Source organism: Pseudomonas sp. S2_H10 (assembly GCF_054668285.1).
In genome coordinates this window covers 6182249-6205991 of record NZ_CP162754.1, presented here as the reverse complement: position 1 = coordinate 6205991, position 23743 = coordinate 6182249, and the positions used below count along the sequence as shown (strand labels likewise).

The following is a 23743-nucleotide window of genomic DNA, read 5'->3' as shown; positions in this document are numbered from 1 at the left end:
CGTTACTCCTGTGCGCTGGAGTCGGTCTGGGGGCCGCCGGGCTGGCGAGGCTGAAAGCTCGCCAGCAGGTCAATCCAGTTCTGATTCTGCTCGCGGCTGAAGTCAGCCTGGGCTGTGGTGGAAAAAATGATTGCGCGTCCAGGCTCGATCAGGAACGCCGCCTGGCGCTGATAGAAAGGTCGGCCATCGGTCATGTAATACGCATCGATCTGCACGCCCTCGATCGGCGCCGTGGTCGACAGCGCAACGGCCTTCTTGCCCAGCAGCGTATAGCCGCGCAACTTGGACGCGAGCATCTTGATCTGACGCTCGACGTAGGCCTTGAGCGCTTCGCCGGGCAGTAATGTGTCCCGGGAAATAGTGATGCTCAACGGCGCCGGAATACTCGCCCCCAACACAAACATGTTCACCGTGCGGTCCTGAAAACCTTGCGGCAACGCGATGCTGCCTTCCTGCAACTCATAATCCATTTCGGGTAACTTCCTGGAATCAAAAAAATAAGGCGTTCAGCGCACGGCAAGACCATCAAGCATGCCGTCAAAATCCACCAGCCAGAGACTGAGCGCGGGCCGGGCCGGATCAATCTCGCAAGCAATACTCAGCCATTGCACATCGTCACGCCCGGCAATAGGCACCAAGGCACCGACCAGACGCGCGTGACGATCGGCATGGTCGGACTTGAAATGCAGATCCACCGACTTCGCCGCACTGCCGGCCACGCGGACATCGCGCTGGCGGATGATGCGCACGTCCGGATGGTCCTGGCGAAACGCCTGCACCGAGGCTTCGAAAAGCTGCTCCAGGGTCTGCCCCTGTTGCACATCACGACGCTTGATGCTGAGGCTGACCGATTCGCCTTCGTGCTCGAGGGTGGTCTGCACCTCACGGAAATTGAACCCCGTCGGGAATCCCAGATTGAAGCCACCGAAGTTGAAACTGCTGGGCGTGTCTTGCAGCGCCACCACAGGTTCGGGTTCGGGCTCCGGCTCGGGCTCAATGACCGGCGCGTTCTGTAGCTCGACGCGAGCAGCTTCCTCCTGCGCGATACGCTTTTCGGAAATCCGATCGTAGAGGCTGGTTCTGATCATGGCGCCACTACCTCAGTCATTGACCCTGACCTCGGAACCGGTGATCTGAGTCGTCCCGGTGCTCGTCGTGGTGATCGCCTTGCCCTTGATCTCGATGCCGTCCGGCGTGAGGGTGATGCTGCTGCCACCCACCTGAAGAATGATGTGCTGTTTGGCGCTGACCTGAATGAACTGGTTGTCGACCTGGATCGTCAGCGAGCCTTCCTGGACATTCATCACCGTGTCTTTCTTGATGGTTTCGGTGTGCGTGCCACCGACCTTGATCGTGCGGTTGCTGCCGACACTGTGGGTCTCGTCGACCTCGATCTCGGTGTCCATGTTGCGCTCGGCATGCATGATGATCTGCTCGGCGCCGGACTTGTCTTCGAAGCGGAAGAAGTTCGCCGTACCGCCGTCACCCTTCATCGACCGGGTCAGGAACCCGCTCTGGGTCTTGTTCGCCGGCAGCGACCACGGTGGGGTGTTCTGGCTGTTGTAGAGGCTGCCCATGACCAGCGGGCGGTCGGGGTTGCCGTCGAGGAACACCACCACGACTTCATCGCCCACTCGGGGAATCTGGATGCTGCCGAAGCCGCCGCTGGCACCCGCCTGGGCGACGCGGACCCAGCAGGAGCTCTTGTCGTTGTGCTCGCCCTTGCGGTCCCAGTGAAACTGCACCTTCACCCGGCCGAGTTCGTCGGTGAAGATTTCCTCCCCCGGCGGACCGACGATGATCGCGGTTTGCGGGCCGGAGATGGTCGGGCGCGGGGTAGTGAGTTGAGGTCGGAAGACGATCTTTTTGCGCACGCAGGCGAAGGTGTTGTAGTAGCTCGCCTGATGCCCGCTGAGGTAGTTGTTGTGGCCTTCGCTTTCGACGCTCATCAGCAGGAACTGACGATCCTCGGCAGGGCCTTGATCGTGATCGTAATGCTGCAGCAGCTCGAAGGTGTAGCCGGGTTTCATCGCACGGCAGTTACTGGCGCCATGAAAACTCTTGCCCTTGAGTTCAAGTGCTTCGACCCGCAGCCGCAGCAGTGTTTCGCCTTCGTCGTAGGTGCCGTGAGTGTACTGGCCGGGGAAGTCGTAGATTTCGAATTCGTCGACATCGCCCTGCTTGTTCAGGCTCTTCATGGCGACCGGCAAGCGATTGGACGGCTGACGATAATCGAAGGTCTGGACCGCGATTTTCCCGGATTGCAACTGGCGATTGCCGCTCCATTGGGTGATGGAGTCGGCGGTCTCGGTGACCGATGCCGTGTGGTAGCGGATCTGCGGTTGTTCAGGCAACGGCAGCAGCGTGCTGGAGTCGTCGCAGATGATCATGGTGTGGCCTTCGGCAGTGTGCTCGAAGTAGTAGAACATCCCCTCTTCTTCCAGCAGGCGCTGGACAAAGTTGAAGTCCGTTTCACGGTACTGGGTGATGTAGGTGTAATGCTTGAGCGGCTTGCTCAGGCGAAACTCGTGCCGGGAAAACGCCGGGCACAACGCAAACACCTGGGTGACGACATCTTCCACCGTACAGCCCTGGAAAATGCGCGTGTCGAAGCGGTTCTTCAGCATCGAGAACCAAGGGTTCAGCGTCGCCGTATAGCGGGCCATGCCGCCGTCGCTGCCGATGCTGGCAAACCGCGTGAGGTAGCCTGCCAGGTAACGAGGCGAGGCATCCGCCAGCTCGATTTCCAGAACCACGTGCTGGCCCATCATCGATTTCAGCTCGACGCCGGAGTCCTGGCACACCAGCAGCAATTCGAAGTTGTACGCACGGGACAGACCTTCCGTTCCCCTGAAGGACTCAAGCAACAATTGCTGTTCGGGGTTGGCGAGGTTCTTGAACTTGAACAGGCGCCGATTTTGCGGGGAAAGCATTGCGGCAAGGTCCATCAACATGTGTATCTCCTTGAAAACAGTGGAAAGCTACCGCCCTCTCTCAACCACTGCGCATAACGAATCAGATAAGAGGGTTAAACGCTGTTTGCCGCAACATTGATTTGGGCGAACACTTCGCCACCCTATGTTTTCGGACTGCGGCATGAGTCAATCTGCATGTTTTGTAAGAGACAACCTACAGAACACTCTTCATTTCCATCGAGCTCTCTTAAACATCCAGCGAAACTGCTCACACGAAATATTACGTCAGGAACTGCGACCTCAAGACAGTATGAAAGTGCCATCACTCAAAAAATATTTGAGAAATTTGTCACACTTTTGCAGGTATCGCAGGTTCTGAACGCGGGAAGGAGACACCCATGTCATGCACTGTGTCAACCCACTCTCAGTGAATGCGGGTACTTCCACGCACCTCGAACTCAGTTCAGGACATTCCCTGAAAAATAATTATCGTCCCGCTGGCTGGCCAGAAACGCCGATATATCAAGGATGAACGGGAAGTCAGGTGCCACTGATTGGCAACTAATGCCTTATTGCCATCATTGCCGAATGTAATGCGAATAACAAAAAATGGGATCCATGTTGAATTTTCCATCCCGCCGCACAGTCTGAAGTGCGGCAGATAGCCATCACTTCGAAATTGATGTTAAGTCGGATATTCGACAGCTCGACCGCAGCAACAAGGAAGCGCCTTTTCCCCAAGGACAGTGAAGAGTAAATGGATCTTTTAGCCAACGTGCCCAGCTGGGCCGATGTCGAACGCAACCTCGACCAGAAATTCAGTGAACTGAACCAGGGCGTCAACGACGGCCTGCAGAGCGTTCACGACAACTGGAACGGCTTCACCCGGCGTGTCAGCAATGGCGCGAGCCTGGCCTATGGCTACATGGGCGGTCATCGCATCGATGCGGTGCATCAGGCGATGACCCTCTCCTACCCGATCATCCAGATGGACCTCAAGCGCAAGTGGGCCTCGATTGAAATCGAGCAGATCCTGCCGGTGCTGCTGCAACTGGTCAAAGAAGTCTCGATGATTCTCGGCGGCAGCGTGGCGATCGGCACCGTGGCTGGCGGCGCAGCGGGGGCCTTCGCATTTGGCGTCGGCGCTGCCCCGGGAGCTGCTGCCGGGGCCGGTATCGGCCTGCAGGTCGGCAACCTGATTCTCATGGGCCTGGGCCTGTCCGCCATCGCCGAATACTTTTACCAGGGCCTGCCCGCCTGCCTCTCGACCTTGCAGGAAGGCATCGCCACGGCCTGGCATGCCGAAGAAGGCGTCAAACCGTCCGGCCTGGACCCCAGCGGCGGCTCCGCTGCACTGGTACAGGAGCGCGTCGAACGCGCGGCACGACAACTGGCCCGCGGACAGGAGCAACTTGTACTGCTGTTGCTCACCGCCATCGTCACCTACCTGACACGGGGTCAGATGAAAGCGGGTGTGATGAACAGCATGGAAAGCATCGCGACCCGCAGCGCGAAGCTTCAGGCAGAGATTTCGAACAGGGAGCTGGCGGGTTGGTTGGCAAGGAATGAGCAGAAGTTGCTGGCTCGGGAGGAGTTGCGGGTGAGGGAACCGGCGCCTCTGAACAAGGTCGAGAATCTCTCACCGGATACTCCAGCTCACAAACCACAGACTGTACAAAAGCTAGAAGAAATACCCCGCCACAAGCTAGGGAAAATCACAGGTACATACTCAGCTGTCGAGCCGGGGCCACTAGACCCAAGGCTTGCTGAAACCTTCTCCGGAGGCCGATATACTTCAGTGATTCTGGAAAACGATACTGTATTAAAAAGAGCAGGGATAGAAGGACAACCTCTCGGACAGTTTTTCGGGCAAGAGACCCCGTCTGGGATACTACAAACTCGCATCGACAAAGCAGTTCTGCCAGAATGGCCAGGGGGTGGAAAATCCCCAATCGATACTGCTTTCGAAGTTAAAATTCCGGCCGGCACGGAAGTTTACATAGGTGAGGTTGGCTCCCAATCCGGCTTCTATGTTGGTGGCACAGAGCAAATCGTCGTCGTTAAACCTTGGACAATCGAAGGCGTTCAAATAATGGGATCGAGCCCTCTAAAATGAAAAATATAACCGAAATAACAGCCATCCTAGAACGAATTTCCGAGTTACTACGCATTGGCGGAAAAAACGAATGGGCAGAACGTATTGACCAATACAGATTAGAGCTGCCTGGGGATACAGCGTATACAATATCCAAAATAATTACACTGTACGGTGGTCTTGGCTCTATTAACGACATTATTCTATACAACAATGGACAACCCATGATCCAAGAGAACAACGAGTTGGATCTGCTTCTTTCAAAGCTACATGATCGGTGCATGGGCAGTTAGATTTCTTATGATTTCTGTCACGAATCAATGTCGATCGCGACATCAAGTACGGTAACGTATCGAGCAGGTGGCGCAGCAACTGACTCACAGATAATCGCAAATAGTTTTTTTGCTGCTCACTGCTATCTGCGGGGCCAGATGAAATCGGGGATGGTGAGAAGCTTTGAATGCATCGCAACGGGAAGCTCCAAGCTTCAAAGCAAATATCAGACAAGCAGTTAACAGACTGTTATTGGCTTATTAGACAACCCCAAAATGACAATCTAAAAATATGACACCCTCAGAGTTGGAAGACCTGATTAAAAAACACCCGGACATTGCCGCATAACGCCACTTGAGCATATCGAAAAACGATCATGTTCACAACTGATAGGTGTTGGATGCCCACAGTTCTCGGTCTATACAACATTACTCACCTGAGTGATTTGAGTGTACAAAAGCACATGACAAACTCACACCTGATAGAACTGCTTATTACACTCAAAGAGATCTTTCATAGTGAGAGCTGCCAAAATTTTGACTCAGGAATAAACGCGATAATCCGCCTAATGTCCGATGACCCTTTGCCGGACAGTAATGAATGGGCACAAGCGACTTCAATGTATAGAACTATGTCAGGTAGTAAATCAGGTTTCTCCGACGTCTACATTGATCGAGGTACCGCGGAGCAGCGAATCGCAGCCAACGCAAGACTGGATACAATTCGACAGATGTTGTGGGACGCATTTGAACGAATCTGAACTCAGGTACATCGTGACACATCATTGCCTGGTGCCAAGATGTTAAAAAACCTTATTGATCTCAGAAGTTCAGACGAAACGCTCACCCAATACACCGAGCGTTACGACCACCTGCTCCCACCGCCCTCTCCTCAGCTGCTTCAGCGCATGGACCCTATGTTGCAGCCGGACGCACCCAGATTTCCGGTCAGGAAGCCTGAGTGGCTGACCTCAAGGCCTTGCACCCTCACTGAAGAGCAGGCGCTGGACCGCGCAAAGGGTTGCCTACTGGGGCTCGCGATTGGCGACGCCGTGGGCACAACACTCGAGTTTCTGCCCCGTGATCGTCAACATGTCAGTGACATGGTTGGCGGTGGCCCTTTCAAACTGAAACCGGGAGAGTGGACTGACGATACGAGCATGGCACTGGCTCTCGCAGACACCTACGTGGAAAACAAGGAATTCGATTTCCGCGACTACACGCAGAGGCTTTGTCGCTGGTATAAAAATGGCGAAAACAGCCATAACGGAAAGTGCTTTGACATTGGCAACGCCACTCGTACCGCACTGGAAGGCCTGATGGCGCAAGGCGTCGACTGGTACGGCAACGCTCACCCATCCACAGCCGGCAACGGAACAATCATCAGGCTGGCACCCACCGCCATCTTCCGTCGCCACTCCTTGTCCGGTACCTGGCGGGAAAGCTCGGCACAAAGCCGCTGTACTCACAGAGCTGTAGAGGCGGTAAATTGCTGCGAACTGCTCGGCGCTCAATTGCACCTGGCCCTCAATGGCGCGAACAAGGAAGAAACCCTGTCGTCAATGGTTCGCGCCTTGTATCCCCGCCCCTTGATCATCAACGCTGGCGAATACAAACAAAAAACCCGCGATCAGATCCGCTCCTCCGGCTATGTCATAGATACGCTGGAAGCCGCTCTGTGGGCGGTCTGGAACACCGACAACTTCAAGGATGCAATCCTGTTGGCGGCCAACCTGGCGGATGACGCCGACAGCGTGGCAGCTACCGCCGGCCAGATAGCGGGGGCGCTGTACGGGGTGACGGGCATGCCTGAAGAATGGGTCAGAACGGTCGCCTGGTCAGAACACATTCAAGACCTGGCGCAAAAGTTATTCGAAAGCGCCCCACTCCATGACGAGATGGACGAAGTGATTTATGGGAATCGCTGAAACGACACGGATAAATACCCCAGACACCAGATCAAGGACACGATGAAATTCAGTGACGTATTCACAAGCCGTGAACACATGTTTGCCTTAGGCGTCGAGGAGACTACAGGTCGCCTTTACTTGTCGATTCCAGTCAGCAACGGCATGGTCGACTACGAGGAGTATTACCAAATTGACCGGGCAAACTTCGATCTTTTCCAAACGGATCGTGATACAGCCCTGGCGTTTGCCATGAGATGTCGCCGCAGAGAGCTGGATGATCTGCTGATTGTGCAGCCGGGGGCCAATAGAGGAACAGCCATCTAAGGCAAGCTCGTCACTTCGTCCCGTGGACCGCTGCCCTCAAAATCAAAATCCTTGAACGGATATCCCATGTCAAAACTACTGCATCGCTTGAAAACCCTATTCGGGCAAAAGACCGCTCTTCCACCCGCATCCACCGAGCAGGTTGTCGATGCAGCCCCCCAGACCGAAGCGGACAAGCCACTTTCCCGAGTGGAAAGGAACCTGTCCTGGCTACCGATCAATCGTGAACCAGAAGTGTTTGTCCCGCTGATGCCCCCCGCCTGCCCGGACCTGACGCTTGTGGATGCCCTCCTGTTGCAGCGTTATCGGGTTTTTGTCATAGCGAATGACCCGGCCGACCGGACTTCAGAGACCACGATAAACCGTGATTACGCCAGCCAATTGGCGAGTGACTTGTACGGCAAAGCGACAGATCTTGGTTATTGTCGAGGCACTGAGTCCTCGTTCGAGATCTATTGGCTCACCCAATGTGCGGCGATTGTTTCGCTGCTGTCCCATGGACCAGAATCAGAACAATTCCTGACCTATAGAAAACGCGTTGGTTATGATCGAGACTCTGCCCAGACCGGTGAGCAGGTTCGAATGTTTGATGAGTACGTAGCGTCGCGCAGCTATCAAACCGCTGGAGCCGGGAAGGACCGTCTTCTGAAAACGCCGATAACAGCCCTCGACTACATCGACAATGCGATAACCATCACCGCCCTGAGATACAACGGCTGTCCAGAGTTCCAGATTTATTCAAGCTCGCTGATCCAATTGCAATTCATCAAGAACGTGTTGCTGGGCATTGAAAAAGATAAAGCCCGGTTGCACCAATTGACCATCGGTGTTTGGGCCGGCAAAGAGTTTGAAGCCGACGATCCTGAACTTGCCAGCGCACTGGGGGATGCCTTCTACATAGGCATTCAGATCGCACGCGGCCTGAAGATTCAGCTGCCTAACGGGTTGCCACCGGAAAGTCTTCCTCGCACATGAAATTGCTGCGACTTCAGGGATAACACTAGAGGTAACGTCATGACCGAAACCTGGTACCACGTTGACAACGGCACCCTTTGGATAGCAGATCAATCCATTCACCTGCCTCACCCGGTCAAAGTCGCCTTGCAGCATGACGACAGGCTCGCGGTCCTGATCGAGTCCCCTTCAAATGTCATTTTCAACAAAAACATCCTTGCACTATCGAGGCATGGAAAGGTGGTTTGGTTCATCCAGGAAAGTCCCCACGGCACGCAAGCAGACAAGCCCTACATGAGTCTTCAGTGCGACAAAAACGGGGCGTTGATCGTTGGTAACTGGAATGGCCTCAGTTACTCGGTCGATTGGCACAATGGTTCCGTCAGCGTTGTGAACTTTGATAAATGATTCGCTCAGGACTGGCGCCATGAAAGACATCCACAAGATCTCCTCGAACATCGCCCGAACAGCAGAACTACTGAGGAGATTCGGTCACCCGCAATGGGCCGACAGACTTGAGGAGTGCAGCCTTGCGCTGCCTCAGGATACGGCGTACGCGTTGTCTCGACTGATGTCGCTGTACGGCGGCATGGGCTCGATCAACGACGTTGTTCTGTATGAAGACGCAACGCCCTTGCTGGCCGAAAATAACGAACTTCAGACGCTGCTATCAGACCTCCATCAGCTCTGCGCAGGGTGCCATTGAACTTCGCACCCCACGCTTGCAGGCCAAAATCGGCGATGTGCCGGATCGGCAATGGCGCCTTTAGGTTCGCAGATACCAAGTGCTCGGGCGTCCGCAGCAACGCCGTCTTGTTCGCCCGCTTGAGCATGCGCAACGAGAATGGCAGCAGGCACGCCATCAATACGACCAGCCCCCGCCAGCAACCAGTATCATCGATTTGCCAATGCAGTGGCCGGCGCTGGCGATTGCGGTTTTCTGTGCAGTGATTGCCTTGCTGAAACAAGCTTACCGACCGCTCGGCAAGGGCGGTCGGGTTTCGACTTGCTCAAGGCTTACACGGTAGGTGGTGTAAGTGTCGCCGTCTTCAAGGTAAAGGTTGCTCCGGTAATTCGAGACTGCGCCTTTGAGTTTGATGTGCAGGCCGTTGGAGACACGCTGGATTACCACGTCTTTCAAGTCAGTGTCCGAGACCAGGAACGGCGGGGTCTTGCCGAGGCGCACCTTCATCGTCTCATTATTCCTGCCGCCGCCATTGTTGACGTAGAACCTCAGGCTTTTGGGCTCATCTGGATCCCTGGCATCTTGAACGATGTAGATCGACTGCCCCGGAATGAAGTCCTGCTTCAGGACTACCTCGGAAGGAAACGCCGGTTTGTGCAGGTACGCATAGATGAGAGCGCCTACAAGGCAGAGCAAAAAGATAATCAAGAGATACTTTTTGACTCTGACTACAAGAGTTTGCAGTTCGGTCTTGTTCATGGGATTCAACTGTAATCGAAGGTGAATAGCACCAAGCCTTCAATCGGCTCGTAGAACATGACGATCATGTCTGCGCCGGCCGTCCGGTAATGCCAGCCCGGAACGCTTGCCACGTGGAAAAACCGGTTATTCGCAGGGCTCAGGGGGTAGACATTCGAATCGCCGCGGTCGGGGTCCAGTTCAACGATGTGCATTGGAAATTCGACCGCCTCCACCCAGTTGGCGCAGCCATCGACTTCGCCGCCCAGTTGCGCGACAAATTCCACTGCATACAACGGTTCGCCATCCTCACGCGCCAGCACGCCGCTGGTTTTAAACCTTTCAACGGTGGCGGCAAAAGCGCTGTGCTGATCGGCGTAGTGCCGCTCCAGATCCGCTCTCGCCTCCGGGTGAGGATCAGCCAGCTGTGCGTTCCCCTCGTGCAGAAAGAAGTAGCGTGGATCGCCGCACAAGCGGTAGCGCCCTTGCTCGACCTTGAAGCCGATCCAGTTGGTTTTCAGCAGGCAGCCATGGCACCCGTCCCACTCGGTCAGCTCGCCGACAAGGCCCTCGTACGGTTCCAACGGGCTGAGCATGTGCAGCACCCCCGACCACTCGGGGTTTACGGTGCTGATATCTAAGCTGAACAAAGGGTGCAGATGGTTGGCCAGTTCCAGTTGATCGGCGACAAACACGTCTTCAACAGGCGGGAACGGCAGCATGCCGGTGGGGACTTTGGTGAAGTCGGGAGTGTGATCGTCGGTCATCAGAGATTCTTCCTTGTGGGTCGCCACGGATTGAGCACTTTGGGTATCAACGGCTGTCTTGGTAAGCGCCCAGCGTGGCGCAGTGGCGACATTTGAACAGGTAGGCGGTAGGCCCCTGATCCTTATCCAGGGCATTGAAGAACGCTCGCCACTGCGGACCGTCCTCCAATCCTGTTGAGTCCTGAACGGCGGCGATGGCTGCGGGGCCCAGTTCAAGCAACTCTGCATGGCCGGCCTTACCGACAAACTCGGCTGCGTCGTCGCAGTGAGTGATCCAGCACTCTTGCTGCCAGCCATTAAAACCAGGTGTGCGCTGGCTGACTTCGGCGATCTGCGCCTCGCTCAGCGTTTCTTCGCCGTCCAGGCCGATACTCTCGTCATCGACAAACGTCGCGCCCAGACGCTGGTGCGCACTCCCGTCGGCAATGCACCAAGGGCAGATGCAGTTTTCGTATTCATCAATGGCGTATACCGGGCCCACATAAATGTAGCCTCGCGCCTGATTGCAGCTCACGCAAGTGGCGGAAGAGGGTTGCACCGAACCGCTACCGACGGGATCGGGATGGTAAATAAAGTGGGGCAGTGTCATGTACGCATCCTTGTTGAGTGCATGCCTTTCATTGCTCGACCGGCTCTAACCATGTCTTGAATTCGAGGGCTTGCTCGGGGGTATTGAGTTGTGTAATCCAGGCGATTTCTTCCGGCACGCTTTGAGAGTCAGAGACTGCGAATACATAAATGGCGTTCTCAAACGCGCACGTCGTTAGCGGCTTCAAGGCTGCAACACGGTGTTCGAAGACGAGTGCACGGTGACGTGCAAAATCTTCATCGGGAATCGAATCAGCCAAGTCCCACAACAGGCTCGACAGGGCGTTGAAGTGTTCGCCACCGAAGGTTCCGTGTTGAACGACGGCACCAGCGTCCGCGCATCGGCGTCCGAGTACAGCGCAAACCCACAGAGATCGGCGGTGGGGTGCGCTTGGCGAAATTGCTCGATGGCCTTCTTGCACGCTACCTGAGTATCTCGCTGAAAATGGTCGTTGATCTGGACCGAGTTGCTCATTCAAAAAAGAACCTCATGAAACCCTCCACATCCGTGCCCTCAACATCGTTGACCACTTCCCTGGCCCTGAACAGAAAAGCGGGCGTGCGCTACCCCGGGATACGACGTACGCATTGTCTCTATTGATGTCGCTGTACGGCGGCGTGGGCTCGATCAACGACGTTGTCCTGTATGAAAACGCAACACCCTTGCTGGACGAAAACAACGAACTGCAAGGGCTGCTATCAGATCTTCATCAGCTTTGCGCAGGGCGCCATTGAACCCGGCGCCCCACGCTTGCCGATGCTGAAAGCCTTCAGGCCTGCTCGAATCGCTGTTGCAGCAAGTGCCGCGCAGTGCCTGCATTGAGGTAGGTGCCGATCAGTTCCGCCAATTGCTCATTCTTGAGCTTTTTGTCGTCCCGACAGAACTGAATCAACTGTAACTGGACCCAGCGCTTTTTCTTGTCGAGCTTCGCATCAGGCGAAAAGAACGAGCGCGAGGCCAACTCAGGCATCGGAGCATCGTCTTCCAGCAGTAGATTCAAGTGCAGCCCCTGGCCCATTTGCAGACCAAAATCAGCGACGTGCCGGATCGGCAGTGGCGCCTTGAGGTTGGCAAAAACGAAGTGCTCGGGCGTCAGCAACAACGCAGTCTTGTTCGCCCGCTTGAGCAAGCGCAACGAGAACGGCAGCAGGCATGCCATCAAGATGATCAGCACGCCGCCACCCAGCTGCATCATCGATTTGGCGCCCCCCAATGCCTGCGGCAGCAGGTACGGCAAGACCAGCAGCCCCATGCCCAGCAGCAAAAAGAACGAGAAGCAACCCAAGGTAATCCACCCGCGCAATCGTGCACCTTCATGCAGCCGGACTTCCTCCGTGGCATTGCCGGCATGGCTACGCAACTCCTGCACAACCGCCGCGTCCTGCTCCACGTAGTGGCCAAGGAAGTCCTCGGTAATGCGCGCACGCAATGCCTGGGGATCGGCGAAATAGTGATCCATCGCGGCGCAGGCTTGTGCCGCGTTGATCGGGCGGGTGCCACGGTTGACGGCCTCTTCGACCGTGACTTGCAGGGATTGCAGCCGTACAAGATTGGAGGGATGAGTATCCGACGGATGAGGCAGGCTGGCTGCCATTTCCTCCTCGGGCAGGGTCAGCGGCTGCGCGGCCAGTTCCTGCACGACGCTGGTTGGCAAGTCGTGGGTCGGGACGTACCCGGCACCCGGGTTGGTCGCTTGTGACACACGGGTAAATACACTCTGCTGCAACAACGGGTCGATGGCAGAGATGCGCACCAAGGCCGAAGCGATGGCGATATTCCCCGTCAGCTTCGCGCCCGCCGCGTCCGCCGCCAGCTCCCGCACGCGGCTCCAATGGTTCACCGCGTGATCGAAACGCTCCATGAAATACTCACCGAGCATGAACGCCGGCCACAGGGTCGTGCGTTGCAGCACATCGCTTTGCAGCATGGTTTCGGCAATCACCCCGAGGCTGCGGCCGATGCCCTCGTAGATCGGCACGAAGCGCAGGCTGTACTCGGTATCGGCGCCGGCGAAGTGCGCCAGCTCGTGACCGATGACCGCGCCGGTCTCCGCCGAATCGAGCAGGCCCAGGTACAGCATCGGCACGTGCAGTGTGCGGCCCTTGAGCGTGGTGTCTGACGGGAGCAGGTTGACGTCGCTAGAGGTGACGTAAAAGCCTTCGGTCATGCCCAGCACGATGTGCTCGGGCGCCAGCGCGCCGAGTTGCTCCGCCAGCTGGCAAACATAGGCCCACAGCGCCGGCGCCTGTTGCGGTGTGACCACCTGGCCCAGAACGTTCATCGGCGTCGACTGGAACATGCGCAGCATGACCGGCAGCTGCTTGCCCATCTGCCAGATCGAATACAGGAAACCGAGCATCAGCATCAGCACGACGAGCATCAGTTTGAATTCACCGGCGGCCATTTTCCCCATGTGCCACAGCCCCAGGCCTTCGAAACCGAGGATGGCCGCCACCGCCGCGCCCATGGCGACGATGTGCCCTACCAGCAGGTACGGCAACAGGCGGCTCACCCGGCTGAAGGTGTGCAGCAATCGTTCGCGGGAATGACTCGCGCGGGCACCGGCCCAACGCAAACCCAGCAGACCCAGCACGCCGACCAGGGAGGCCAGCAGGCCGAGGGCGATGGCACCCTTGGCCAGGTTGCTCATCACGGCACTCACCGGTTGCAGGATGGTCAGGTCGTGCTCGGCGTCAGTAATACGCGATAGAGCCATGGCAACACTCATGCGCTTGCCATTGATATCGACCATTGCCGAGCTGGATCCCGGCTTTGCAGCCATCGCTTCGAGTTCGACATGCATCTCGCCCAGTTCGGCGTTGAAATCCGCGAACTCCTTGATGTTCTCGGAACTGCGTTGCAACTCCCAGACGCCAAACAAACCAAGGCAAAGCGGCAGGAGAATAAGTACGGCAATGAGTTTCAACGTTTTCATGAGACAAGGCCTCAATAGTCGCGTCGCCTTACATCCGTGGCGAGCATAAATTCCATTTAACGAAGGCCCGAAAGCCCCCACGCTATTGCACGGCCCGACATGAAAGTTACGGGGCGCACTCGTACCCGGCGCGTTATACAGAAATATCGGCGATATGTAACGCCATATTGCCCGAACACTCGTTCAGCAATGGAAAGGACGCCTTGTATATCCCGGACATCCTGAATTGCCATCACTTCCCCGCCGGTTATATGACACTTATCCTTCAACCTTTCCTCAGCGGATCATCAAGCAGGCGTTGGGTGAACCGGTTCACCTTTTTTCAATTTTTTTCAATTAAAAATTGGATCCATTACCTGCCTGAAACCATTGAATTAATTGGGTTTCAGACACTTCCGCCATGCAAATCCGGCAAATGATGGCAACCAGACATCATTGCGACATGTATCAAAAAAAGAAAAAATCCGCGCCGCGTAGGAACTTTCCTACACATCCTGTTGCCATACACGACGTTACTGGCAACTCGATATCCATATGCCAGCATCGCACTCCCAATCATTCCTGGCAGTGTGATTTTTTGATGTCAAACATCAGCAATCACAACTCGTGAACAGGTGTTCAATCGAGAAATTAGTCGCTGCGCACGCACTCCCGTGTATATCCGGGTAGTCATCGCGAAGTGTTCAAGGACGATGTACCGATGACCCAGACGTTTTTTGATGTTGAAGCATTGATCAAGCTGCGAAGCCAGACCCGGGCCATTTCCGATGCGCTCAAGGCGCAGGCCTCGGATTATCTGGCGACCCTGGCTTTGCTGATTCGTCCACAGGCGTTTTTCGGGGAATACCTGCAGGGCGCGCAACGCAGCAGCGGCCGCGAGACCCAGCACCACTTCAAGGAATTCAAGGAGCTCTACGACCGCATCGGCTCGGGCGCTCCGTTCCAGTTGGTCAATGAACTCGAAGTGCCCCTCAACCTGCTCAGCACCACTCCGCAATTGTTTGCGCTCGAGTACGACAAGGTGCTGTCACAAAGCGGCCAATCCATTCGCATCACCAGCCCCGTGCGCTGGGTGGTGGGCTTCAGTTCGTTCGATCTGGCGCGTTTTCGCAGCGTGATCAAAGACCCCGATCGCAGCAGCGCCGAGTTGCACCGTTTCGTCGTGCACTACCTGGTGCTGTTCTACTGCCTGAGCAAGTCACCGGGCCTCGGCCGCTTGCTCGAAGGCCTGCGTTTCCCCCTCAGTTTCGAACGCCTGAAAGACTTCGGCGACCTGCCCTTCTGCGTCATCAGCTCGCCGGTTCGCTCGCAATTGCCCGACGAAGCGGTGATCCGCAGCAGCACCCAGATCGCCGGCAACACCAGCTTCGAAGAGCTGGTGGGCCACGCCAACATCATGGAAATGAACGATGAAATCCGTCAGCGCCTGCTGCTGACGATCGAAGGAATGTAACGCGCCCGGCCAGGCATTGGACCGACACGCAAACGACTTGCAGCGAATTGATCGCACAGGAGATCACGATGGCGAAGAAGGAAAGTACCCAGCACAAACTCGACCGCGTTCGCGCGCCTCGGGTCCATATCACCTACGACGTGGATATCGGTGACGCTCAGGAAAAGAAAGAGCTGCCCTTTGTCGTCGGTGTGCTGGGCGATTTCTCCGGCAACCCGCTGGAGCCGCTGCCGAAGCTCAAGGACCGCAAGTTCATTTTCATCGACCGCGACAACTTCAACGGTGTGCTCAAGGGCATCAAGCCGCGCCTGACCTACCGCGTCGACAACACCCTGGCCAAGAACGGCACGCAGCTGGGCGTCGAGCTCAACTTCAACGCCCTCGAAGACTTCGAACCGCAGAACGTGGTCAAGCAGGTCGAGCCGCTGCGCAAGCTGCTGGAAGTGCGCAACAAGCTGGCGGACCTGCGCAACAAGATGGGCGGCAACGACAAGCTCGAAGAGCTGCTCATGGACGTGCTGCAGAACACCGAGAAGTTGAAAACCCTGGGCAAGGAATTCGGTCGCGAAGCCGCCGTTCCAGCCACCGACGGCAAAGCGTAGGAGCCTGACGATGAACGACAAGCAAACCGTGACTCAACAGGACAGCACGCTGGTGGAAGTGGACAGCTTCACCGCGCAATCCTCGTTGCTCGACAGCATCATTTCCGAAAGCCGCGTGGCCCGCTCCGAGACCGAGCGCACCCGCACCCGCGACCTGATCGGTGAATTGGTCAACCAGATCCTGGAAGGCGAAATGACGCCGAGCAAGGACCTGATCGCCGTGCTCGATGCGCGCATCGCCGAGATCGACGCGATGCTCTCCGAGCAGATGAACGAGATCATGCACGCCAGTGAGTTCCAGCAGCTGGAGTCCTCGTGGCGCGGCCTGAAGTATCAGGTCGACCAGACCGAGACCAGCACCACGCTGAAGATCCACTTGCTCAACGCCTCGAAGAAGGACCTGGTGCGCGATCTCAAGGCCGCTTCCGAATTCGACCAGAGCGCGCTGTTCAAGAAGATCTACGAAGAAGAATACGGCACCTTCGGTGGTGCACCATTCGGCATGCTGCTGGGTGACTACGAGTTCAACCGCAGCCCGGAAGACATGTACCTGCTCGAAGAGATTTCCCACGTTGCCGCGGCGGCCCACGCACCGTTCATCTCGGCGGCCTCGCCCGAGCTGTTCGGCTGGGATTCGTTCACCGACATGTCCGGCCCGCGGGATCTGGCGAAGATTTTCGACACCGTCGAATACGCCAAGTGGAAGTCGTTCCGCGCCAGCGAAGACTCGCGTTATGTCGGCCTGACCCTGCCCCACGTGCTCGGTCGCCTGCCTTATGGCCCGGATACCACGCCGGTGGAGGAGTTCAACTTCGTCGAAAGCGTCGATGGCCGTGACCACAACAAGTACCTGTGGATGAACGCCGCCTACGCGCTGGGCACCCGGGTCACCGATGCGTTTTCCCGCTACGGCTGGTGCGTGGCGATCCGTGGAGTCGAGGGTGGCGGCTTGGTAGAAGGCCTGCCGACCCACACGTTCAAGACCGATGACGGTGAAATCGCCCTCAAGTGCCCGACCGAGATCGCCATCACCGACCGCCGTGAAAAAGAGCTGTCGGACCTCGGTTTCATTCCGCTGGTGCACTGCAAGGGCACCGACTACGCCGCGTTCTTCGGCACCCAGTCGACGCAGAAGCAGAAGCAGTACAACACCGACATCGCCAACGCCAACGCCCGGCTTTCCGCGCAGTTGCAGTACATCTTCGCCACCTCGCGCATCGCCCACTACATGAAGGCGATCATGCGCGACAAGATCGGCAGCTTCGCCTCGCGCAAGGACGTCGAAATGTTCCTCAACAAATGGCTGTCGAGCTATGTGTTGCTGGACGACACCGCCAGCCAGGAAGCCAAGGCCAAGTTCCCGCTGCGCGAAGCCCGCGCCGAGGTGTTCGAGGTGCCGGGCAAGCCTGGGGTGTACAAGGCCGTGACTTACCTGCGCCCGCACTACCAACTGGACGAGCTGACCGCTTCGTTGCGCCTGGTCGCCGAATTGCCGCAATCGACCCGCGGCTGATCGACCACGTTGCCAGGGAGGCACCATGACCAGTCAACACAAGCTGTTGCCATCACTGCTGGACCGATTGCTGGACGATCGTCCGCATCAGTCCAGCGAAGCGTCATCGCAACGCTTGTGTTCGCTGGCCGATTACAAGGCCAGCATCGTTCGCGACCTGGAGATCCTGGTCAACACCCGCCAGTCCCTGGTCGCCAACGAGCTGGAGGGTTTCGTCAACCTCAGCGGCAGCATCCTCGACTACGGCATGCCGGACTTCACCAGTCGCAGCGTGCTTGATCCCAAGGATCGCCTGCTGATCCAGCGGCAACTGGAGAAAGCGATCTCGGTCGGCGACCGGCGCTTTCGCAGCGTCAAGGTGCAACTGCTCGCCCAACAGACCGGCCAACGCATGCTGACCTTTCGCGTGGACGCGGTCCTGCGCCTGCAAGACGTCACCCGTCAGGTGTCCTTCGACGCGGTGCTGCAGGTCAACACCCAGGAATACAAAGTGCAGAACCTCAACTGATGCTCGACGATCTGCTGCCCTACTACGAAAAGGAACTGTCGCACCTGCGCTTTTTGGGCCAGGAGTTCGCGAGCCAGTACCCGAAAATCGCTTCGCGGTTGCTCATCGAGGGCGATAACTGCGAAGACCCGCATACCGAGCGCTTGATCGAAGCGTTCTCGTTCCTGTCGGCGCGGGTGCACAAAAAACTCGACGACGAGCTGCCGGAAATCGTCGAGTCGTTTCTCGAGGTGCTGTACCCGCACTACCTGCGCCCTACCCCGTCGATGTCGATCGTCGAGTTCAACCTGGGCAAGCAGGAAAAAGTCACCGAAGCCTTCCGCGTACCCCGGCATACCGAACTCAGCGCCAACCCGATCGATGGCGTGGTGTGTAAATTCCGCACCTGCTACCCGGTCGAACTGTGGCCGGTGGCGGTGCAACAGGCGTCGTTCATCGAGATGGAGCGCTCAGCGTTCAACGGCCACAGCGCCGACCTGGTCGCGCGCTTGCGCATCGGCCTGGTGGCGACCTCCGACGTGCTGTTCGGCAAGCTGGAACTCGACCGCCTGCGGTTCTTCCTCGACGGCGAAAGCACCTTGATGCTGCAGCTGTACGAACTGCTGTTCAACAACCTCGCCAAGGCCACGCTGACCTTCGAAGACCAGGGTCGTAGCCGCGAGGTCGCCTTGCCGGCCAACGCGTTGAAAGCCGTCGGTTACGCGCTCGACGAAGGCCTGGTGGATTACTCGGAGCGCTCGTTCCTCGGCTACCGCTTGCTGCACGAGTACTTCACCTTCCCCGACAAGTTCATGTTCTTCGACCTGTCGGGCTTTGCGCGGATTCTGGCGGGCAAGGACGTCGAGAAAGTCGAAATCAATTTCTACTTCTCCGACTACGACCTGAGCGATCGCCTGGCGCGCCTGACGCAGAACATCGGGCGCAATAACTTCAAGCTCAATTGCACGCCGATCATCAACCTGTTCCGCCAGCAGGCCGAGCCGATCAAGCTGACCCACGCCCAGCACGAGTACGCGGTGACGCCGGATGTGCGCCTGCAAAGCTCGGCCGAAGTGGTGTCCATCGATCGCGTGCGGCGTGTGCGCAAGGTCGGCGGTATCGATCAGGTCGGCACCTGCCATCCGTTTTTCGAACCCCGTGGCGATCAGGGCCCGGGGCAAAGCTTCTGGATTGCCCGGCGCCGTGCGGTGCACAGCGGCCAGCGCGACGGCTCGAACGTGTTCATCCGGGTGGTGGATCGTGAGCTGGGGTTGATGGAGGCCAACAACGATACATTGAGCATCCGCCTGACCTGCAGCAACCGCGACCTGCCCCTGATGCTGCCTTTCGGCGGCGAACGCGGCGATTTCAACATCCCCGGCAACTCGGTGATCAAGGACATCCGCTGCCTGCGCAAGCCCACCGCCACCGCGCGGGTGCCGCTGGGCAATGGCGTGATCTGGCGGCTGATCTCGCACCTGTCGCTCAACCACATGTCGCTGGTGTCCCGTGGCCGCGAGGTGCTGCTGGAGCTGTTGTCGCTCTACAACTACCGCAACGTGTCGGCGATCCGCAAACAGATCAACGGCATCGTGTCGGTCAGCAGCGAGCCGGTCGTCGCACGCATCGGCCACCCGCGGCCGAACTTCGTGCGCGGCGTCGGCATCACCCTCAATTTCGATGAAAGCCAATACACCGGCAGCGGTGTGTTTCTGTTCGGCATGGTGCTCGATCACTTCTTTGGTCAGTACTGCTCGATGAACAGCTTTACCCAATTAACCCTTCGCAGCTTGCAGCGCGAAAAGAGAGTCGTCCAATGGCCACCGCGAACCGGCGATCAACCCCTGGTCTGATCGACCAGGCACGGGCTGAGCCGCACCGATTCGAGTTTTTCCAATTGGTGCGCCTGCTTCGCCTGCATTACAGCAGAACCGGGCGCATGGACCTGGAAACCCGACCGCACGAAGACCCTTTGCGTTTTCGCTCGCAGCTGTCGCTGAACTTCCCGGCCAGTGAAGTCAGCGACCTGCAGTTCGAGCGCGAAGGCAAGGTGTCCGTGGCCGGCCTGCCGCTGTCTGAAGTGCAAGTCACCTTCATGGGCCTGGTCGGGCCGTCGGGTGTGCTGCCGCGCCCGTACACCGAGCTGTTGATCGAGCGGCACATCCAGTACCGGGATGACGCGGCCCATGCGTTCCTCGACATCTTTTCGCATCGCATGACCACGCTGTTCTACGAGGCCTGGCAAAAGTACAAGTTCTACATCGAGTACGAACGCAACGGCAGCTCGGACTTCGACCGCTACCTGCTCAACCTGGTGGGGTTCGGCCCCGAGGCGCAGAAGCAGAAATTCGACAAACAAGGCTCGCCCCTGCGCCGTGAATTGTTCAGCTACTTCTCCGGCCTGTTCGCCCAGAAGCCACGCAATGCGTTGAACCTGGAAGTGCTGCTCAGCTTCTATTTTTCCCTGCCGTTCAAGGTCAAGCCGTTTGCCGGTCGCTGGCTGAAGCTCGATGCCAGCCAATGTACGCAACTGGGCCGCAAGAATGCCGTGCTCGGGCAAAGCGCCGTAGCCGGCAACCGGGTCTGGGACTACCAGTCGTGCGTGCGCATCGAAACGGCACCGCTGGAGCTGGCCGACTATCAACGCTTGCAGCCAGGCAGCGTCGACTACCAGAAGCTGGTTGAGCTGGTGCGTTTTTATGTCGGCGCGGAACTCGATTTCCAGTTGGCACCCAAGCTCAAACCCCAAGCCGTCCCCGTCGCCCGCCTCGGTCGTCAGGGCAACGTTTCCCTAGGCCGGCTCGGCTGGCTCAAGCGACCAGGCGTCGACGTTGAACCTTCTCGCTGCGCCCTCTTCCACATTCCTTTTGATGGGGTCTCCCTGTGAACCTGAAGTCCCTGTTCGCCAAGCTGAACGACACCAGCCGTACCGCCACCGAAAGCGCCGCGGCGCTGTGCCTGTCGGAACACCACTACGATGTCGAGATCGAGCATCTGCTGTTGCAGTTACTCGACAGCCACGACAACGACCTGCCGGCCATCCTGCGTCATTACGACGTGGTGCCTGAACGCTTGCAGGCCCAGTTGGTGACGGCACTGGGGACCTTCAAGAAAGGCAATACACGCACCCCGGCGCTGTCCCCGCACCTGACCCGCATGATCGAGCAGGCCTGGGTGCTGGCGTCCATCGAGTTCGGCCAGGCGCAGATCCGCACCGGCCATCTGTTGCAGGCCTTGCTCGATGACGACGAACTGCGCCGGGTGGTGATCGCCGGTGCGGCGGAGCTGGAGAAGATCAACGCCGACGATTTGCGCCTGAACCTCAACGCTCTGGTTGAAGGCAGCGCCGAATCGGCCCAGGCCAAACCGCTTGGCACTTCAGGCGTCGCCAGCACCAGCCCGATCAAAAGCAACGGCAAGACCCCGGCCCTCGACCAATACACCATCAACCTCACGCAAAGCGCTCGCGAAGGCCGGATCGATCCGGTGCTCGGCCGCGAGTTCGAGGTGCGGCAGATGGTCGACATCCTCACCCGCCGCCGCCAGAACAACCCGATCCTGACCGGTGAAGCCGGCGTCGGCAAAACCGCCGTGGTCGAAGGCCTGGCCTTGCGCATCGTTCAAGGTGACGTGCCGTCGGTGCTCAAGGGCGTCGCCATCCACACCCTCGACTTGGGCTTGTTGCAGGCCGGTGCCGGGGTGAAAGGCGAGTTCGAAAACCGCCTCAAATCAGTCATTGAAGAAACCAAGCGCAGCCTGCACCCGATCATCCTGTTCATCGACGAAGCGCACACCCTGATCGGCTCCGGTGGCCAGGCCGGGCAGAACGATGCCGCCAACCTGCTCAAGCCAGCCCTGGCTCGCGGCGAACTGCGCACCATCGCCGCGACCACCTGGGCCGAGTACAAGAAGTACTTCGAGAAAGATGCCGCCCTCGCCCGCCGCTTCCAGGTGGTGAAGGTTGAAGAACCGGACGAAGACAAGGCAATCCACATGCTGCGCGGCCTGCTGGCCAAGATGCAGGAGCATCACAAGGTCACGGTGATGGACGAAGCGCTGGTGCAGGCCGTGCGCTTGTCCAATCGCTACATCACCGGCCGCCAGTTGCCGGACAAGGCGGTGAGCGTGCTGGACACCGCGTGCGCCCGGGTCGCCCTCGGGCAATCGGCGCAGCCGGGGCCGCTGGAAGACAGCAAGCGCCAGATCGACAACCTGCAGGCGGAAATCTCGGTACTGCAACAGGAAGCCGCCAAAGGCAGCGACCATGCCCGACGCCTGACCACCCTCAATACCGAACTGCTCAGCGAACAGCAGACCCGCGATGCCCTCGAACAACAGTGGCAACGCGAGCTGCAACTGGTGGAAAAACTCGGCGCCCTCAGCCACCCGGACAATCAATCACCCGATGCAGGCGAAATTGCCGCGGTGCGCGCCGAACTGGCCAGCGTCCAGGGTGAACAACCGCTGGTGCATGCCCTGGTGGATGGCGGCACCATCGGCGAAGTGATTTCCGGCTGGACCGGCATTCCGCTCGGCAAGATGCTGCGCGACGAAATCGAAACCGTGCAGCGTCTGCCGGCATTGCTGGGCGAGCGGGTGCTCGGCCAGGACCACGCACTGCGCGAAATCGGCAAGCGCATCAAGATTTCCCGCGCCCGCATGGAAGACCCGAACAAGCCGATCGGCGTGTTCCTGTTGCTCGGCCCGAGCGGCGTCGGCAAGACCGAAACCGCACTGGCGCTGGCCGACACCCTGTACGGCGGCGAGCGTAACGTCATCACCATCAACATGTCCGAGTACCAGGAAGCCCATACCGTCTCCAGCCTCAAGGGTTCGCCACCGGGTTACGTCGGTTATGGCGAGGGCGGCGTGCTGACCGAGGCGGTGCGACGCAAGCCGTACAGCGTGGTGCTGCTCGATGAAGTGGAAAAAGCCCACCCGGACGTGCTCGAACTGTTTTTCCAGGTGTTCGACAAAGGCGTGCTGGACGACGGCGAAGGTCGCGAGATCAACTTCCGCAATACCGTGATCATCCTCACGTCCAACACCGGCACCGACCGCATCATGCAGTGGTGCCTGAACACCGAGCAGCAACCGACACCGCAAGACATCGTCGAAGGGCTGCGTGACGAGTTGAACCAGGTGTTCAAGCCGGCCTTCCTCGGCCGCCTGAGCATCGTTCCCTACTACCCGGTCAAGGACGCGATCCTCGAGCGCATCGTCGCGCTCAAGCTGGCGCGCATTCGCCAGCGCTTCGAGCGCAATCATCAAGCCGTCCTGAGCTATGACGAGGCGCTGGTCAAGGCCATCGCCTCGCGCTGCACGGAAGTCGACAGCGGCGCGCGCAACATCGACAACATTTTGTCCAGGACGCTGATGCCGGAACTGGCCCAGCGGGTCCTGGAGCGCATGGCGCAGGACAAACCGATTCAGAGTTTGAACATCGAGTTGGGCAGCGACGGCGATTTCGCCTATCGCCTGAACTGATCGGGCATTTACAGGTA

23 protein-coding genes are annotated in these 23743 nt (G+C 58.1%); 15 read left to right on the top strand and 8 right to left on the bottom strand.

All coding sequences use genetic code 11. The features are described from left to right. Positions 1-2: 2 nt before the first annotated feature. The 3 genes from AB4O16_RS28140 to AB4O16_RS28130 are packed head-to-tail and all read right to left on the bottom strand — an operon-like array spanning position 3 to position 2954. Entirely contained in the window at positions 3-470 is a 468-nt protein-coding gene (locus AB4O16_RS28140) for a DcrB-related protein (protein WP_160389437.1), read from the bottom strand. 36 nt (positions 471-506) lie between these two features. Continuing rightward, entirely contained in the window at positions 507-1088 is a 582-nt protein-coding gene (locus tag AB4O16_RS28135; RefSeq protein ID WP_160389438.1) for a DcrB-related protein, read from the bottom strand. 12 nt (positions 1089-1100) lie between these two features. Further along, the gene (locus tag AB4O16_RS28130) at positions 1101-2954 is read right to left on the bottom strand and encodes a type VI secretion system Vgr family protein (protein WP_460156401.1); all 1854 of its coding nucleotides are present in this window, start codon (positions 2952-2954) and stop codon (positions 1101-1103) included. Positions 2955-3672: 718 nt separating this feature from the next. Here AB4O16_RS28130 and AB4O16_RS28125 point away from each other — a divergent pair. The 7 genes from AB4O16_RS28125 to AB4O16_RS28095 all read left to right on the top strand — a co-directional run bounded on the left by AB4O16_RS28125 (position 3673) and on the right by AB4O16_RS28095 (position 9176). After that, positions 3673-5031, top strand: a complete 1359-nt coding sequence (locus AB4O16_RS28125) for a DUF6861 domain-containing protein (protein ID WP_460156400.1) — start codon at positions 3673-3675, stop codon at positions 5029-5031. Continuing rightward, complete coding sequence (locus AB4O16_RS28120; RefSeq protein WP_371926006.1) at positions 5028-5303, top strand: DUF6966 domain-containing protein; 276 nt, start codon at positions 5028-5030, stop codon at positions 5301-5303. Before AB4O16_RS28125 ends, AB4O16_RS28120 begins: the two co-directional genes overlap by 4 nt. Before the next feature lie 779 nt (positions 5304-6082). Then, positions 6083-7210, top strand: a complete 1128-nt coding sequence (tri1, locus tag AB4O16_RS28115) for an ADP-ribosylarginine hydrolase Tri1 (RefSeq protein ID WP_160389441.1) — start codon at positions 6083-6085, stop codon at positions 7208-7210. Between the two features lie 42 nt (positions 7211-7252). Continuing rightward, entirely contained in the window at positions 7253-7516 is a 264-nt protein-coding gene (locus AB4O16_RS28110; protein WP_460156399.1) for a hypothetical protein, read from the top strand. Between the two features lie 66 nt (positions 7517-7582). Further along, complete coding sequence (locus AB4O16_RS28105) at positions 7583-8491, top strand: immunity protein Tsi6 family protein (protein ID WP_460156398.1); 909 nt, start codon at positions 7583-7585, stop codon at positions 8489-8491. A gap of 39 nt (positions 8492-8530) precedes the next feature. Further along, a complete protein-coding gene (locus AB4O16_RS28100; RefSeq protein ID WP_160389443.1) occupies positions 8531-8878 on the top strand; it encodes a hypothetical protein in 348 nt (115 codons plus the stop codon). A 19-nt stretch (positions 8879-8897) separates the two neighbouring features. After that, positions 8898-9176: a DUF6966 domain-containing protein gene (locus AB4O16_RS28095; RefSeq protein ID WP_160389444.1), complete on the top strand. Its 279-nt coding sequence runs from the start codon at positions 8898-8900 to the stop codon at positions 9174-9176. Between the two features lie 264 nt (positions 9177-9440). On the opposite strand, the gene AB4O16_RS28090 is transcribed toward AB4O16_RS28095, so the two are convergent. From AB4O16_RS28090 to AB4O16_RS28075, 4 genes are read right to left on the bottom strand one after another with little or no spacing between them, the layout of a single operon-like run. Further along, complete coding sequence (locus AB4O16_RS28090; RefSeq protein WP_160389445.1) at positions 9441-9914, bottom strand: hypothetical protein; 474 nt, start codon at positions 9912-9914, stop codon at positions 9441-9443. Positions 9915-9919: 5 nt separating this feature from the next. Continuing rightward, positions 9920-10660: a hypothetical protein gene (locus AB4O16_RS28085; RefSeq protein ID WP_160389446.1), complete on the bottom strand. Its 741-nt coding sequence runs from the start codon at positions 10658-10660 to the stop codon at positions 9920-9922. A 46-nt stretch (positions 10661-10706) separates the two neighbouring features. Further along, positions 10707-11249: a CbrC family protein gene (locus AB4O16_RS28080; RefSeq protein ID WP_160389447.1), complete on the bottom strand. Its 543-nt coding sequence runs from the start codon at positions 11247-11249 to the stop codon at positions 10707-10709. A gap of 28 nt (positions 11250-11277) precedes the next feature. Continuing rightward, complete coding sequence (locus AB4O16_RS28075; RefSeq protein WP_256678343.1) at positions 11278-11727, bottom strand: hypothetical protein; 450 nt, start codon at positions 11725-11727, stop codon at positions 11278-11280. 109 nt (positions 11728-11836) lie between these two features. On the opposite strand from AB4O16_RS28075, the gene AB4O16_RS28070 reads away from it, so the two are divergent. Beyond that, positions 11837-11983 carry a DUF6966 domain-containing protein gene (locus AB4O16_RS28070; protein WP_460156397.1) on the top strand — a complete coding sequence of 49 codons (147 nt, stop codon included), beginning with the start codon at positions 11837-11839 and terminating at the stop codon, positions 11981-11983. A 35-nt stretch (positions 11984-12018) separates the two neighbouring features. Here AB4O16_RS28070 and AB4O16_RS28065 read toward each other — a convergent pair whose 3' ends face one another. Beyond that, positions 12019-14184, bottom strand: coding sequence for a M48 family metalloprotease (locus tag AB4O16_RS28065; protein ID WP_460156396.1), 2166 nt, complete (start codon positions 14182-14184; stop codon positions 12019-12021). A 700-nt stretch (positions 14185-14884) separates the two neighbouring features. Between AB4O16_RS28065 and AB4O16_RS28060 the strand changes: the two genes are divergently transcribed. From AB4O16_RS28060 to tssH, 7 genes are all read left to right on the top strand, one after another. Then, positions 14885-15637: a hypothetical protein gene (locus AB4O16_RS28060; RefSeq protein WP_460156395.1), complete on the top strand. Its 753-nt coding sequence runs from the start codon at positions 14885-14887 to the stop codon at positions 15635-15637. 68 nt (positions 15638-15705) lie between these two features. Continuing rightward, complete coding sequence (gene tssB / locus AB4O16_RS28055; RefSeq protein WP_007978739.1) at positions 15706-16239, top strand: type VI secretion system contractile sheath small subunit; 534 nt, start codon at positions 15706-15708, stop codon at positions 16237-16239. Positions 16240-16249: 10 nt separating this feature from the next. Beyond that, a complete protein-coding gene (tssC, locus tag AB4O16_RS28050) occupies positions 16250-17752 on the top strand; it encodes a type VI secretion system contractile sheath large subunit (RefSeq protein WP_150715159.1) in 1503 nt (500 codons plus the stop codon). Between the two features lie 25 nt (positions 17753-17777). After that, positions 17778-18260 (top strand): type VI secretion system baseplate subunit TssE, encoded by a 483-nt coding sequence (gene tssE / locus AB4O16_RS28045; protein ID WP_460156394.1) that lies wholly within the window; start codon positions 17778-17780, stop codon positions 18258-18260. Further along, positions 18260-20092: a type VI secretion system baseplate subunit TssF gene (tssF, locus tag AB4O16_RS28040; protein WP_460156393.1), complete on the top strand. Its 1833-nt coding sequence runs from the start codon at positions 18260-18262 to the stop codon at positions 20090-20092. The genes tssE and tssF overlap by 1 nt, the downstream gene beginning before the upstream one ends. Further along, a complete protein-coding gene (gene tssG, locus AB4O16_RS28035) occupies positions 20056-21126 on the top strand; it encodes a type VI secretion system baseplate subunit TssG (RefSeq protein WP_460156392.1) in 1071 nt (356 codons plus the stop codon). Before tssF ends, tssG begins: the two co-directional genes overlap by 37 nt. After that, positions 21123-23726 (top strand): type VI secretion system ATPase TssH, encoded by a 2604-nt coding sequence (gene tssH, locus AB4O16_RS28030; protein WP_460156391.1) that lies wholly within the window; start codon positions 21123-21125, stop codon positions 23724-23726. The genes tssG and tssH overlap by 4 nt, the downstream gene beginning before the upstream one ends. Positions 23727-23743 lie beyond the last annotated feature (17 nt).